The 14999-nt window shown below is 69.0% G+C and carries 12 protein-coding genes; 6 read left to right on the forward strand and 6 right to left on the reverse strand.

Translation table 11 applies throughout. The features are described from left to right. Positions 1-6: 6 nt before the first annotated feature. The 5 genes from IT184_16070 to IT184_16090 all read right to left on the reverse strand — a co-directional run bounded on the left by IT184_16070 (position 7) and on the right by IT184_16090 (position 7305). A complete protein-coding gene (locus IT184_16070) occupies positions 7-1638 on the reverse strand; it encodes a D-aminoacylase (protein MCC7010325.1) in 1632 nt (543 codons plus the stop codon). A 99-nt stretch (positions 1639-1737) separates the two neighbouring features. Further along, positions 1738-2811, reverse strand: a complete 1074-nt coding sequence (locus IT184_16075) for a hypothetical protein (GenBank protein MCC7010326.1) — start codon at positions 2809-2811, stop codon at positions 1738-1740. A gap of 77 nt (positions 2812-2888) precedes the next feature. Beyond that, the gene (locus IT184_16080) at positions 2889-3875 is read right to left on the reverse strand and encodes a TIM barrel protein (protein MCC7010327.1); all 987 of its coding nucleotides are present in this window, start codon (positions 3873-3875) and stop codon (positions 2889-2891) included. Positions 3876-4239: 364 nt separating this feature from the next. Next, on the reverse strand, positions 4240-6138 hold the full coding sequence (locus IT184_16085) for a pyrroloquinoline quinone-dependent dehydrogenase (GenBank protein MCC7010328.1): 1899 nt from the start codon (positions 6136-6138) through the stop codon (positions 4240-4242). A gap of 105 nt (positions 6139-6243) precedes the next feature. Further along, the gene (locus tag IT184_16090; GenBank protein MCC7010329.1) at positions 6244-7305 is read right to left on the reverse strand and encodes an alpha/beta hydrolase; all 1062 of its coding nucleotides are present in this window, start codon (positions 7303-7305) and stop codon (positions 6244-6246) included. Positions 7306-7524: 219 nt separating this feature from the next. Here IT184_16090 and IT184_16095 point away from each other — a divergent pair, with 219 nt between their 5' ends. From IT184_16095 to IT184_16120, 6 genes are all read left to right on the forward strand, one after another. Further along, positions 7525-8085, forward strand: coding sequence for a methyltransferase domain-containing protein (locus tag IT184_16095; protein ID MCC7010330.1), 561 nt, complete (start codon positions 7525-7527; stop codon positions 8083-8085). 146 nt (positions 8086-8231) lie between these two features. After that, on the forward strand, positions 8232-9776 hold the full coding sequence (locus IT184_16100) for an NAD(P)/FAD-dependent oxidoreductase (protein MCC7010331.1): 1545 nt from the start codon (positions 8232-8234) through the stop codon (positions 9774-9776). A gap of 361 nt (positions 9777-10137) precedes the next feature. Next, the gene (locus tag IT184_16105; protein ID MCC7010332.1) at positions 10138-10953 is read left to right on the forward strand and encodes a hypothetical protein; all 816 of its coding nucleotides are present in this window, start codon (positions 10138-10140) and stop codon (positions 10951-10953) included. A gap of 60 nt (positions 10954-11013) precedes the next feature. Then, complete coding sequence (locus IT184_16110; GenBank protein MCC7010333.1) at positions 11014-11988, forward strand: VWA domain-containing protein; 975 nt, start codon at positions 11014-11016, stop codon at positions 11986-11988. Then, positions 11975-12562 (forward strand): class D sortase, encoded by a 588-nt coding sequence (locus IT184_16115; protein MCC7010334.1) that lies wholly within the window; start codon positions 11975-11977, stop codon positions 12560-12562. The genes IT184_16110 and IT184_16115 overlap by 14 nt, the downstream gene beginning before the upstream one ends. A gap of 67 nt (positions 12563-12629) precedes the next feature. Continuing rightward, on the forward strand, positions 12630-13280 hold the full coding sequence (locus IT184_16120; protein MCC7010335.1) for a hypothetical protein: 651 nt from the start codon (positions 12630-12632) through the stop codon (positions 13278-13280). Here the strand turns inward: IT184_16120 and IT184_16125 are convergent. Further along, a complete protein-coding gene (locus tag IT184_16125; GenBank protein ID MCC7010336.1) occupies positions 13252-14925 on the reverse strand; it encodes a D-aminoacylase in 1674 nt (557 codons plus the stop codon). The two genes, IT184_16120 and IT184_16125, sit on opposite strands and share 29 nt — an antisense overlap. Positions 14926-14999 lie beyond the last annotated feature (74 nt).

Consider the following 14999-nt stretch of genomic DNA (forward strand, 5'->3'; position numbering starts at 1 on the left):
CGGGCGTCAGCTCGCCTTGAACGCCCGTCCCATCAGCGGCCGCCCCGGCCTGGCCCCGGTGTGGCGGCCGCCGTCGATGACGACGACGCCGTTGACGATCGTGTAGGGCACGCCCTTCGCGTAGGACTTGGGCTTCTCGAACGAGTTGGTTTCGCCAACGGCGGCCGGGTCGAAGACCACCACGTCGGCCGCGAAGCCTTCGCGAATCTGCCCGCGATCGCGCAGGCCCAGCACCTGAGCGGGGAGCGTCGTCATCTTGCGCACGGCGTCCTCGAGCGTCAGCACCTTCTCATCGCGCACGTAGTGGCCGAGCACGCGAGCGTTGGTCGCGTAGCTGCGCGGATGCGGCACGCCGTCGGCCTCGAGATTGATCGCCGAGCCGTCGCTCGCGACGGCGACCCAGGGCTGCCGCATCACCAGGCGGACGTCCTCCTCGGACATGGTGTGGAACATCCCGGAGATCGCGCCGCCTTCGGACGACATCAGGTCGAGACACGTATCGGCCGGATCCTTGTCGCCGCGGAGCGCCGCGATCTGCGCGATGCGCATGCCCTCGTACTTCTTGTTCTCTGGACGCCTCGCGAGGCCGAGCACGATGCCGTCTAAGCCGCCGTGCTCCATGACCCACGTCTCGAATTCCTTGTCGCTCTTGATCTTCTGGCGCAGCGACGGATCGCGCAGCCGCTCGGCGAATCGCGCGGGACCGCCCTCGCGCGCCCACAGCGGGAAGAACGAGCTCCACTGGTGCTGCATCGCGGTGTAGGGGTACTGGTTGGCCGTGACGTCGAGGCCCCGTGCCCGCGCGGCCTCGATCTTCGCGACGTACCTGCCGACCGTGCCCCAGTTCGGCTTGCCGCGGATCTTGAGATGGAAGACGTGCACCGGCATCTTCGTCTCGTCCGCGACGCGGATGGCGAAGTCGAGCTCCTTGTCCTGCTCCATGCCCTCGCTGCCGATGTGCGATACGTAGATGCCGCCGAGCGACGCGACGACCTTGGCGACGGCGATGACCTCGTCCGGATGCGCCGGGCCACCGCTCTCGAACCTGGTCACGAGCCCCCAGGCCCCCTCCCGCATCGATCGTGCGGCGAGCTGCGTCATGCGATCGAGCTGGGCCGGCGTGGCCGGCTCGATGCTGTAGCCCTTCACGACGAGCTCGATCTGCTGGAAGGACACCTCGGAGATCACGTTCATCGAAATGCCCTGCCGGCCGATCGCGGCCCAGTACCCGGTGAAGTCCGTCCAGGTGCCGGCGGCCTCGGGCCGGCCGTCGCGCGGCGCCACCGACGCGCTCTCGCCGATCACGTCGAGCGTGACGCCCTGCCGCACCTTGCTCTCCGCGTTGCCGTCGTTCAGCAACGGCAGATCCGAGTGCGTGTGCATGTCGATGAACCCGGGTGCGACGACCAGGCCGCGCGCGTCGATGTCGCGGCGCGCCGTCTCTCCGGCCAGATTGCCGACGGCCGCGATGCGGCCGTCGCGAATGCCGACGTCGGCGGCGAACCAGGGATTGCCCGTGCCGTCCACGACGCGGCCGCCGCGAATCACCAGATCGAAGGGGACTTGCTGGGCGCGAACGGCGCTCCAGCCTGCGGCCATGGCGAGCGCGATCATCGCGCCGAGAGCAAGTCGCTTCATGATGTCGACCCTGCGGAGAAAGACGAACGCCGGGCCCGCCCGCTGCGGAACCCGGCGTCATTGTAGCCTTCGAACCGATCCGCTGGCTGCGTCGATCGTCTAGGTGACGTTCGCCAGGATCGTGTTGTACACGATGCGGACCGCCGGATCGGGGTTCACCTCGATGGTGTACAGACCCTTGTAGCCGAGCGACTCCGAGTAGGCCACGGCGCGGCCGATGTCCCAGTCGGGGCTCGACTTGATGTGCATGCTCCCGGAATTGGTCTTCATCATGCCTTTGATCGCGTCGTGGAGCTGCTGCTGGGTCTTGAAGCGCCCCGCGCCCCCGAAATCGAGGTTCGTGTAGGCGCCCGCCGCCTCCGCGCACTCCGCGAGGATGCCCCACACGTAGCGAAGCCGTTCGGTCTCCGACATCTGCGGCGGCGCCGGAGGCGGTGTCGGCGGGGCGCCGGCCTGGCCGCGGCCGGGGTTGTACACGGGCGCACCGCTGCCCCGCGTCTCGTTCGACATCATGATGCCCTTGGGCTTCGCGTAGTCCTGCAGCTCCTTCCAGAGCGAGATGACGCCCGCCTTCGAATCGTCGTTGAGCGAGCCCTGGTTGAGCATCAGCCGCTTGATGCCGAGCACGGGCGCGAGATCGATCCACTTCTTGCCCCGCGCGATCCACGCGGCCCGCACGTCGCCCGACAGGGCCGCCGCCTTGCCGTCGGGCTGCATCTGCGCCATCGATCCGATCTCGATGTTGATCTGGTTGGCGCGCGAGCCGATGGCGTCGAGCCTCGCCTTCATCTGGCGGAAGACCTCGGGATCGGGATTGTCCTGGTTCTGCGCCAGATGGCTGTGCTGGAACTCGAGGTTCCGGACGCCATACACGTCGACGTAGTACTGCGGCAGGTCGAACAGGTCGAGCGTCTGATTCGGATTCGGGCTCGCGTTCCAGGGCAGCTTCAGCATGCTGCCGTGGTTGAGCGACATGATCGCGATCCGATCGAGCTTCGCCGCCGGCACGTTCGCGGGGCTGCCGCCGCGGCCGCCGCCGCGGCCCGGTCCGGGTGCGGGACCGCCGGCGCGTCCCTGCGCTGCCGCTGGCGCCTGCGCCAATCCCTGGCCGGTTGCTCCGACTACGGCTGCCGCGCCGGCCGCCGCCCCCACGAGAAACTGTCTGCGCTTCATGACGTGTTCTCCAGTTTCAATGGCGTGGGGACTCCCCCACGCTGCTCACATCGGCGACGCTCGGAGTCTCGAGTTCCCTAGGCGAGGTTCGCGAGAATCTCGTTGTACACGACGCGCATCCCCTGGTGCGTCGTCACCTCGATCGCATAGAGGCCCTTGTAGCCCAGCGACTCCGTGTACCGGATGGCCGTGCCGAAGCTCCAGTACGGGCTGGCCTTGATGTGCATGTTGCCGGACGAGGTCGGCAGCCAGCGCCTGATGCAGTCGTGCAGCTCCTGCTGGTTCATCGCGCCGACGTTGCCGATATCGACGTTCGAGTTCGCGCCGGCCTCCTCGATGATGCCGACCATGAACTCCCACGGCTTCATGCCCAGCTCCTGCGGCTGCCCGTTGACCATCGGCGGGTTCGCGCCACGCGTCTCGACCGACACCTTCACGTTCTTCGTGCGGCCGTAGTCGGCCATCGCCTTGAACGCCTGGACGGCGCCGGCGCGGACGTCCTTCGTGAGCTGCGCCTGCTGCTGGTTGATCATCACGCGCGGGCAGCCGTACTCGGCCGCGATGTCCATCCACTGCTTGACGTGATCCACGGCAGCCTGCCGGTTCGCCGGCTCCGGGTTCGAGATCGCCTGGGTCGTTCCGAACTCCAGGTTGATCTGCGTCATCTGCACGCCCGCTTCGTCGAGCTTCGCCTTCAGCTCCTTGCGGAACGCCGGATCGGTCTCCGACTGGACGATGTTGCCGTGTTGGTACTCGATGCTGCGGATGCCGTACATCTCCACGTAGAGCTTCGGCAGATCGAAGACGGTGAGCGTCTGGTCGGGCGTCGGCGTCGCGTTCGGGTTCGTCGGCTTCAGATATGGGTTCCAGTTGAGCTGCATCAGCGAGATGCGTGCGAGCTTCGAGGCTGGCACCTGCGCCGGTCCCTGGCCACGCCCGCCGCCACCCGCGGGCGCCGCGCCCTGCCCTCGGCCCTGCGCGGGTGCCTGCGCGAACGCGGGCCCGACGCCGGCAACAGCCGCGGCCCCGGCCGCAGCCCCGACCAGAAAGTCTCGACGCTTCATCGCTGGTTCTCCGTTACTTGATGGCGTGGGGCCCCACCCCCACGCTTCTGGCTCCGGGAGCTCACTCCGCTCGCTTCCTCGCGCGACTGGCGTGGGGCCCCAGCCTCACGCTCCAGGCTCCGGGCGCTCACTCCGCTCGCTTCCTCGCGCGACTGGCGCGGGGCCCCAGCCTCACGCTCCAGGCTCCGGGCACTCACTCCGCTCGCTTCCTCGCGCGACTGGCGCGGGGCCCCAGCCTCACGCTCCAGGCTCCGGGCGCTCACTCCGTTCGCGTCCTCGCGCAACGGCGCAGGGCCTCGCGCCGCGCTCGGCTGAGGCCGCATTTCCGCTCGTTCGCCAACGGAGGCCGCGATTATCGCGCCACTCAGTCCGGCAGCGCAAATGCGATGTACGACCCCGCAATTGGGACGTTGCCGCCCGCCCGGTTCCCTCCGCCAGCCTGCGCCTGATAGAACGGCACGTGCGTGTTCGTGCCGATCTGGCCGGCGACGCAGAAGACGACGTACTGCTTGCCGTTCACCTGGTACACGGCCGGAATGCCCTCCGCGCCGGCCGGCACGTCCGCGTCCCAGAGCACCGCACCGGTCTCCACGTCGAACGCGCGCACCTTCTGATCGCGAGTGCCGGCGAACAGCAGGCCGCCGGCCGTGACGACCGGACCGATCTTCGGGAAGTGCACGCCGGTGTCCTTGACGCCCTTGGCCGCGAGCGACGACACCTCGCCGAGCGGGATCCGCCACTTGATCGTGCCCTCGTTGAGGTCGTAGGCGGTGAGCGACGTCCACGGCGGCTGGATCGCCGTCAGGCCATTCGAGGCGACCATGAAGCCGAACGTGCTCCGGTACTTCACCGACGAAGGATCCGCCGGGTTCTCCGGAGTGCCCGGCGGCGCCACGAGCTGGAGCAGCGCCGGCCAGTCCTTCGACACGACGAACATCGTCCCCTGCGCCGGATCGATGGCGGCGCCGCCGAAGTTCGCGCCGCCGTTGTTGCCCGGGATCTGCATCGTGTAGCGGTTCAACGTGACGGGCGTGAACAGCCCTTCGTTGCGCGACGCGCGGATATCGGCCAGGAACCGCTCGCGTTCGGCCGGATCGTCGATGTGCTGACTGAGGTCCTTCTCGGTGAACGCCTGGCGCGCAAACGGGGCCGGCTTCGTCGGGAACGGCTGCGTCGGCCAGGTCTGCTCGCCCGGCACGTCGGTCTGCGGCACGGGCCGCTCCTCGATCGGCCACAGCGGCTCGCCGGTCACGCGGTTGAAGACGTACAGAAAGCCGGTCTTGCCCGCCTGCGCCACGACGTCGACGGGCTGGCCGTTGTGGCGAACCGTGAGCAGCTTCGGCGCGGTCGCGTTGTCGTAGTCCCAGATGTCGTGATGCACCATCTGGAAGTGCCACACGCGCTTGCCCGTGCGCGCGTCGAGCGCGAGCAGGCTGTCGCCGAACAGGTTCGCGCCCTTGCGATTGCCGCCGTAGAAGTTGTACTTCGGGCTGCCGGTCGGGACGTAGACGATGCCCCGCGCCGCATCGATCGACAGCTCGCCCCAGGCGTTCGCCCCGCCGACGGTCTTCCACGCGTCGGGCGGCCACGTCTCGTAGCCGAACTCGCCGGGCCGCGGCACCGTGTGGAACGTCCACACGAGCGCGCCGGTGCGCACGTCGAAGGCGCGGACGTCGCCGGGCGCCGACGCGTACTCCTGGTTGGTCGCCGAGCCGAGGACGATGAGATCTTCGAACACCTTGCCCGGCGTGCCCGACTGCACGTTGATCGTCGCCGGGTCGCGGTCCAGCCCCACGCGCAGATCGACGCGGCCGTTCTGTCCGAACGTGGTGATCTGCTCGCCCGTCTTCGCGTCCAGCGCCTGCAGGTACTGGCTGTTCATGTACAGGAGCCGGCGCTCGCTCCGGTCCTTGCTCTCCCAGTAGTTGATGCCGCGCTGCGTGATGCGCCCCTTGGGGTTCTCGTGGACCCACAGCTCTCTGCCCGTCGCCGCGTCCAGCGCCACGATCGCGTTGTTCTTCGCCAGCACGTACATGACGTTGTCGACGACGAGCGGGCCGAAGATGTAGGCGCCCGGATCGCCGGTCGCATACGTCCACGCCACCTGGAGCTGGCGGACGTTGGCCTTGTTGATTTGGGCGAGCGCGCTGTACTGCGCCGAGTCCGGCGTCCCGCCGTACTCGCTCCACGTGGTGAACGGCGCCGGCGCCTGCGCCGCCGGTCCGCCACCCGCGAGGAGCACCGCCGCGGCCGCCGCCGCCATCACGCCGGCCCGGCGCGCCGGCACCTTCCTCCGCCCACGACGATCGACGAGGACCTGTGTCACGGAACCCTCCAGCACGCTGCCGTCAACGGTGCGCGACGGGCACTACTTGCCCAGATGCGCGTTGAAGAACCTGGCGATTTCCTCGTAGGCTTCGCGGCCCTCGGGCGTGTCGCGGTTGTACTGCGCGTGCGACTGCCCTTCGAAGACGTGCAGCTCGGCCTCGACGCCGGCCTGCCGCAGCTTGCGGTGCGTGCGGACGGTGCTGCTCAGCAGCAGGTCGCGCGTGCCGGTGACGAGAATCGCCGGGGGCAGCCCGGCGAAATCGCCGTAGATCGGCGACAGCATCGGATCCTTCAGGTCGTGGCCGTTCGCGTAGTACTCGGCCATCGCGTCACAGCGGCCGATCCCGACGAGCACGTTGTCCACCACGAAGTTCGTGTGGAACGAGTCGCCCTTGGCGGTCAGATCGGACATCGGCGTGCCGGGCGCGATCGCCGCCGGCAGCGGTACGCCTTCCTGCTTGAGCCGGAGCGTCGCGGACAGCGTCAGCGCCCCGCCGGCCGACAGCCCGAACAGCGCCATGTTCTTCGGGTCCGCCATCTTGATCGCGCCCTTCCAGCCGTTGACGACGTCGTCGAGCGCGGCGGGGTAGAAGGCGGCGGGAGGCCGCCGGTAGTCGATCGAGAGCACCTTGAACTTGCCGAAGCCGGCCATGTAGATGCCTTCCGTCACGCCGCCGCCGCCCATCACGTAGCAGCCGCCGTGTACGTGCACGAGCAGGCGATTGCGGTTCTCGGCAGGCAGGTCCTTCGGCGTGAGCATGTAGGCGCTGACGCCGTTGATCGTCATCGCCTCCGAGGTCAGGCCGAAGCGGTCGAGCATGGCTTGGTTGCCCCCGCCGATGCCTCCGGGCGCCCCCCCGCCGCGGCCGGCCGCCGCCGCCCACTCCTCGGGCGTTTTCGGCACGACGTTCCAGTTCCCTGGAACCGGGCCGCCGATGATCTGCTGGGTCTGCGGGCTCACCGTGTCGGGAATCGGGAGCGTGCGAGCCGGCACCTCGCGGGGTCCCGGCGGCGCGGCGGGCTGCCCCTGCCCGCGCTGCTCGGCATCGCCGGGCAACACGGCCATGAACATGGCTAGCGCCAGCGCAACGACGAACGCCATCCCGAACCGATCGACATACGGCGCAACTGTCTTCATAGGGTCTCCCGAGCGCGCATCATAGCAGTTCAGGGTCCGGAGTCCCGGGTCCCGGGTCCCGGGTTCGCGCGCGTCGGTCCGACGGTGCGGTGGTCCGATCGATCGACGTTTCGATGGCCCGCTGCGATGTCCCGATGCCCCGATGTCGTAATATCCTCCCAACCCCCTCACGTGGAGTCTCTGATGAACCTACGCCTTGCGTACGCCCTCCTTCTCTCGTCGCTCGTCGTCGGCATCGCGCCGGCACGGGCACAGAGCGTCATCGAGTCGAACACGCCGCTTCGCGAGCGCGACGTGATCTTCGTCCCGACGCGCGAGCCCGTGGCCAACGCGATGATGAAGCTCGCCAACGTCACGGCGCGCGACGTGGTGTACGACCTGGGGTGCGGCGACGGCGCCCTGGTCATCGCTGCGGCCAAGCTCGGCGCGCGGGTCGTCGGCGTCGACATCGATCCGGAACGCATCAAGGAGGCGACCGCGAACGTCCGCGCCGCCGGCGTGCAGGATCGGGTGACGCTGATTCGCGGCGACATCTTCGATCCGGCGCTGAAGATCGGCGAGGCCAGCGTCGTGACGCTCTATCTCCTGCAGAGCCTCAATCAGAAGCTGGCGCCACGCCTGAAGGCCGAGCTCAAGCCCGGCTCGCGCGTCGTGTCTCACGCGTTCTCGATGGGCCAAGACTGGCCGCCCGACCAAACGGAACAGGCCGACTACACGACCATCTATCTGTGGACGATCCGATAGCATCGGGATATCGGGTCATCGGGATATCGGGATATCGCATCGGATTCGGATCCATCGGAGTAGCGGGCTGGGGCGCGACGATGATCCGATGCGATGGCCCGATGATCCAATGATCCGATCCGATAGCCCGATGCTCCGATAATCCGATGCCCCGATGCCACTGCCTCATCGTCGGCGGCGGCCACAACGGGCTCGTCGCCGCGATTCTGCTCGCTCGTCGCGGGTTGCGCGTGGTCGTGCTCGAGGCCGCCGAGGTCGTCGGCGGTGCCGTCCGCACGTCACAGCCGTTCCGGCGCGCGCCCGCCTTGCGGACGTCGCCCGGCGCGTACCTGCTGGGCGTGATGCCGCCCGAGCTCATCGCGCGGCTGGGCGCGAGGTTCGATCTCGTCCGCCGCGATCCGCACTACTTCCTGCCCACGCTCGATCGACGCAGTCTGTTGATTGGCAGCGATCGCGCCGACGTCCGCCGCCAGTGCGTGGAGTACTTCTCCGAACGTGACTGGGACGCCTGCGTGGCGATCGACGCCGAGCTGGAACAGATGCGCGAGGACCTGGCGCCGAGCTGGCTCGCCGAACCGCTCTCGGCGCCCGAGACGGCCGAGCGCTACGTTCGGCCAGCCTTGCGCCGGCGGTTTCTCGATCTGGTGCATCAGCCGGTCGAGCACTACTTGCGGCGATTCGGCTTCGCGCACGACCTGTTCGTCGCGATGTTCGCCGTGACGGACGGCTTCTCGGGCCTGCACGCCGGTCCTGGACACGCCGGCACGGGCATGAACTTCCTCGTCCACAACATGTGCCGGCTGCCGGACGCCGATGGCACGTGGATGATCGTCAAAGGCGGAATGGGCGCGGTGGCAACCGAGCTGGCGCGGCTCGCACGTGAGGCGGGCGCCGAGATCCGGACGCGGGCGCGCGTCACGAAGATCCTCGTGCACGCCGGCACCGCGACGGGCGTGGCGCTCGAGGACGGGTCCGGGCTCGATGCCGCCGTCGTGCTCTCGAACGCCGACCCGTTCACCATGTGCGACCTCGCTGGCGCGGACGCCTTTCCGCGCTCGTTCATCGCCCGGCTCGATCGCTGGCGGCGCACCGGCACGACCATGAAGGTTAATCTCGCGCTCGACCGGCTGCCGGCGTTCCGCTGCCTGCCTGACGATCGCGGGCAATACCGCACCACGATTCACCTGCTGCCGCAGGAGGACGACACGCTCGCCGCCGTCGGGCGGGCGTTCGATCAGGCCGCGCGCGGCGAGCTGCCGGACGTGCCCACCATCGAGTGGTACACGCACACGGTCGTCGATCCGACGTTGCGCGATCCCGAAGGCCGGCACAGCGCCGCGTTCTTCGTCCAGTGGGTGCCGTACGCGCTGTCGAACGGCCGCACGTGGGCCGACGAACGATCACGCTACGCGCAACACCTCGTCGACCTCGCCGACCGCTTCGCTCCAGGCCTGGCCGAGAGCGTCGTGGATGCCTCCATCCTGTCGCCCAAGGACATCGAGGAGCAGTTCGGCATGCGGTACGGACACATCCATCACATCGACAACACGTTCGGGTTCGACGAGCGGATGCCGTATCGCACGCCCATCGCGGGCCTCTACTCGTGTTCCGCCGGATGTCATCCCGCCGGATCCGTCATCGGCGCCGCCGGTCACAACGCGGCGCGCTGCATCCTCGATGACATGACCTGAGCTGCGCATCGGCAGCACGTCCGGACGTCGCCGAATCGCCGCTCGCCATCGGTCGTTACCTCCGGTGAGGCGTGACAGTGAACGCCCGTTCGCAGCGCGGTTGGTCCGAAGCCCACGGCAACCGGCTGCAGACGATGAGCGCGGCGCGTGAAGAATCGACCCGGACACGACGCAAGAAGGACGGACCGCGCGCCGAATCGCGGTGAATTGTCATCCTCCCGTTCCCGGCATCCATCTTGCTCTCTTTCCGCAACAGAGATCGGAACGAGACCGCGCATGAGCGGCGGGACGGACGATCCCGGGCCGGCTCCCAGCCATTGCCTGCACGCGATGCGCACGACGAATCCAAGGAGCGGTCACGATGCGACGACAACTCTCACTTGCCACGACGTCCCTGGCCCTGGTTGGCTGCCTCGCGGCATCTGCCCAGGCACAGAACCTGAGCGCCCCGCCGACCAAGGACATCTACTTCACGTTCAGTCAACCGGTGGTCGTGCCCAACAAGACGCTCGACCCGGGCCGATACCTCTTCAGGCTCGAAGGGCGCGATCGACAGATCGTGCAGATCTACTCGGGCGATCGCGCGAAGCTGATACACACCGCGATGGCGGTCGGCAGCATGCGCGCCGATCAACCCGAACGTCCGGAGGTACGGCTCATCGAGAGCTCGGCCAGCGCGCCGACCGCGATCGGTAGCTGGTGGTATCCCGAGATGCGCCAGGGCTGGGAGTTCGTCTACCCGAGACAGCAGGCCATGACGATCGCCAAGACCGCCACCGAGCCGATCCTGACGACACGGGCCACGGTTCCGGCGGGCGAGGTCCAGAGCGGGCAGGTCGAGTCGGGTGAGCTGGTCCGGCTCGAGCCTGGCGGCAACGAAGTGCCGTACGTCGCGTCGTCCGAGTCCAGGCCCGCCCAGCCACGCGGCATCGCGCAAGTGGGCGACATCGAGAACGGAAACGGCAGCGTCGCGTCAGCCAACAGCGCGGCGAGCACGACACGCTCGGCGCAGGGTGCGGCCGGCGGCAGCGCCGCTGGCCGCGTGCAGGCGCAGGCGTCGAACGCCGCGGGTCGCAGCGAGCTGCCGCGGACGGCAGGCAACGAGCCGGCCATCGCGTTGGTTTCGTTGATCGCGCTCGCCGCCGCGTTCGCGCTGCGGCGTCGGATCGCGCTGTAGGTCGCGCAACACTCGGGAGCCGCACGGAACGTCCTCCGTGCGGCTCCCCGACGTGCCAGCATGCGCCGCTCACGATTGATGGCCTGGTCGCTCGCTGCCGGGCTGCTGCCCGGCGGCGCGGTCGTCCTCGGTGGCGAGCAGTTCTCCGCCTCCACGACCCTCGTCGTCCTCAACGTTCGCGTGACGGATCGCACGGGCGAGCACGTCGGCAACCTGCCGCGCAGCGCCTTCAGCGTGAGGCGGGATGGCGCCGACGTGCCGGTCGCGCTGTTCCTCGACGAAGACGCGCCAGCGACGATCGGGCTCGTGCTCGACAGCAGCACCAGCATGTGGGCCGTTCGCGACGACCTGCTCGCCGGGGCGCGCGCCTTCGCCGCCGCGAGCCATCCCGACGATGAGCTGTTCGCGATGGCGTTCAACGAGACACGTCATCCCGCGCTGCCGCCGAGCGCGCCGTTCACGAGCGACCGCGACGTGCTCGCGCGCGCCCTCAGCCGCGTGGTCGAACCTCGCGGGAAGACCGCGCTCTTCGACGCGATTCGATCGGGGCTGCGCTACGCGGCCCACGGGCGGCATCCGCGCAAGGCGCTCGTCGTCGTCAGCGACGGCGGCGACAACGCGAGCACGTCGACGCTCGCCGAGGTCGTGGCCGACTCGCAGGCGTCGAACGTCGTGCTCTACGGCCTCGCGCTCGTCGATCCCTTGGATGCCACTGCCGATCCTGACGTCCTGCGCCGCCTGTCTCGGAGCTCCGGAGGCGAGATGTTCCAACCGCGCGGCCGCGCGGATCTGTCGGCGGCGCTGCGCCGCATCGCGGAAGACATCCGGCAGGGCTACGTGCTCGGCATCGACGTGCCGGCTGCGCCGGCCGGGACCTATCACGTGCTGGACGTTCGCGTGTCGGCGCCTGGCGGCCGGAACGTCCGCGTCCGTCATCGCGAAGGCTATCGCGACGCGGCGCCGCAGCCGGACACGGAGCCGCCGATCACGGTCATCGACGAGGAGACGCGAGAGGGACTCGATGCGCAACCGTGACCGCCGATGGATCGGCTGGATCGAGCGCGCGCTCTGGGCGGCCGGCGCCGGGGGCGTGCTGTGGATCGGCGCGCAGACCATGGCGCGCGCCGACTACAACGCCACGCATCAGGCCGCGCTCGCGACCGCTCCGCGCGAGCCGCTCGGCGACACGTCGCCGCCCGCCACCGTCCCGCCCGACGGCGTCATCGGCGTGCTCGAGATCCCGCGCCTGAAGTACTCGCAGGTCGTGACCGAAGGCGACAACGAGGCAACGTTGAAGATCGCCGTCGGCCATCTACCCGATACGCCCCTGCCGTGGCGTCCGGGCAACAGCGTCGTCGCCGGACATCGGGACACCCATTTCCGAGCGCTCCGCGCCATCCGCCACGACGACGAGATCCGCCTGCGCACCCCGTACGGCGTGCTCACGTACCGCGTCAGGGACCGGATGATCGTCGCACCCGCCGATGTCTGGGTCCTGGCGCCCTCGACGCGCCGGCAACTGACGCTCGTGACCTGCTATCCGTTCACCTACGTCGGCAGCGCTCCGCAGCGCTTCATCGTCAGGGCGGCGCAAACAGCCGGGCCGTGAAGCCGGCCGGACGTCGAGCGACGCGTGCGCGCCGCGCGGGTCTCGATCGCTCTACAATGCCGGCAACATGGCCCGCCGGCGCGCGTCCCTCGTGCTTGCCGTGCTCGGTGGGGCGGTCCTCTACATCGGCTTCGTGGCCACGCCTCCCGGTCCCCGCGACATCCGCCGCTTCGACCCTGTTCGCACCGCTGAACGTGAGATCGAGATGTGGCGCGCGTACTACGAGAAGCGGAACGTGCGTCTGTTCGCGCTGCTCGTTGCGCAGACGCGGGAGACGTACCGGTGTTCGTGGTGGACGGCGTCGCGGATCGCGTTCTCGCTGGCACGGGCCGCGGCGACGTTCGGCGGATTGCGCGGTGAGTACGCCCACGTGCTTCCGGATCTCGAGGACGGGTACGCGCGGGCGAAAGCGTGGACCGGCGCCGCCTACGATCCGGCCGCGCTCGCACGTGCCGAGCTCGCCTGGTGGGTCGCGCGCCGCATGCCGGGTCAGGACAGCCCGGAGCAGGTCGGCGGCCTGATCGCCGATCTGAACGCCATGCTGTACGACGTGCCTCGCGAGCGCGTGCTCGAGGCCTCGGTCCTGCGCGCCAGAGCCGGGAAGCTCAGAGATGACGGCGGCGTGAATGCCGACTGGGCTGAAGTCTCGCGGTTGCTCCACGAGTCGTACCGGAAGCTGGCGGACGGCGTTACTTCCCTTTCCCCGGCCCGAAGATGACCCGACCCGCCATCGCCCCCGTGTGCTGCCCGTTGTCGATCGTGACCTCGCCGTTCACGATCACGTAAGGAATCCCCACGGGAAACTGGTGCGGCTGCTCGAAGGTCGCGCGGTCGGCCACCGTCGCCGCGTCGAAGACCGTGAGGTCCGCCCAGTTGCCGGCCTTGATCCGGCCGCGATCCGCGATGCCCAGCTTGTCGGCGTTCATGCTGGTCATCTTCTTCACGGCCTCGGCGAGCGGTATCACTTTCAGATCGCGGGCGTAACGTCCGAGGACCCGGGGAAACGTCCCGTAGTAGCGCGGGTGCGGGTGCGTCTTTCCGGTCGGGCCGTCCGGGCTCACCGCCGTGCCGTCGGATCCGATCGACGTCCACGGCTGCTTCAGGATGAGCTGCATGTCTTCCTCGGAGTGATGGAAGAAGACCGTCGGCACCGTGCCGTGCTCCTCGAGCAACACGTCCATCAGCACGTCAGCCGGATTGCCGCCGCGCGCCGCGACGAGCTCGCTCATCCGCTTGCCCTGGAACGGCTTGTTCTTCTCGTTCTTCAGCGCGACGAGGAGCATGCCGCCCCAGCCGTCGCCGGTCGCCAAGTAGTGGTTGTACCAGTTCGGCAGGCCGTTGAGGATCTCGCGGCGCAGCCGCGGGCGCAGCGCCGGATCGCGGAGCCGCTCGAGCATCTTCTCGCGGCCGCCGTCGAACGCCCACGGCGGGATGATCGACGACAGGTTGTTCTGGCCAGCCGTGTAGGGATAGACGTTGGCGCGGATGTCGTAGCCCTCGTCGCGCGCCTTCTGCACCATCGCGATGATCTCGTTGGCGCGGCCCCAGAGCTTCTTGTGCGCGATCTTCATGTGGATGACGTCCACGCGGATGTTCGCGCCCTTGCCGACCGCGATCGCTTCCCCGATCGCCTTGAACACGCCCTCGCCCTCGTCGCGGATGTGCGACGAGTACATCCCGCCGTACTCCTTGGCGGCCTTCGCCAGCTCGACGAGGTGCGCGGTCGTCGCGAGGCTGGACGGCGGGACGAGCAGCGACGTCGACAGGCCCATCGCGCCCTCGCGCATGGCCTGGCGCACCTGGTCCTGCATGGTCGCGATCTCCGCTGCGGTCGGCGGCTGCTGACCGTAGCCGTGCACGTACGTCCAGACCTGCTCCTCCCCGACGTACGACGCGATGTTGGTCGCCATGTGACGGCGTTCCAGCGTCTCGAAATAGCCGCCCATCGTCGTCCACTCCGGCGTCACGCCGTCGAGCAGCGAGCGCGGATCGTCGTTCACGCCGACCTTGACCGGGCCCGCCGATCGCGATTCGCCGAGGACCATCGTGGTCACGCCCTGGCGGATCATGCTCTCGGCCTTGGGTTCCACGAGGATCGTGTAGTCCGAGTGGTTGTGCATGTCGATGAAGCCGGGCGCGACGACGAGACCGGTCGCATCGATGCGGCGGCGCGCCGAGGCGGCCGCCAGATCGCCGACCGTCGCGACGTGGCCATCCCGCACGCCGACGTCGGCTCGCACGGCCGGACCGCCGTCGCCGTCCAGCACGGAACCACCCGCCACGACGAGGTCGTAATCCGGCTGAGCCGGCGCGGAAGTACAAGCGGACAGCGCGAGCGCGAGCAGCAGGACGATGGAGCGCATGCGCGTATCTTATTCCCGGGCGCCGCGTGACGCGACGCGTCTGGATCGGCAGGCGCCGGTGTACGGGCGACCGC

It is taken from the genome of Acidobacteriota bacterium (assembly GCA_020853395.1).
Taxonomy (GTDB): Bacteria; Acidobacteriota; Vicinamibacteria; order Vicinamibacterales; family SCN-69-37; genus JADYYY01.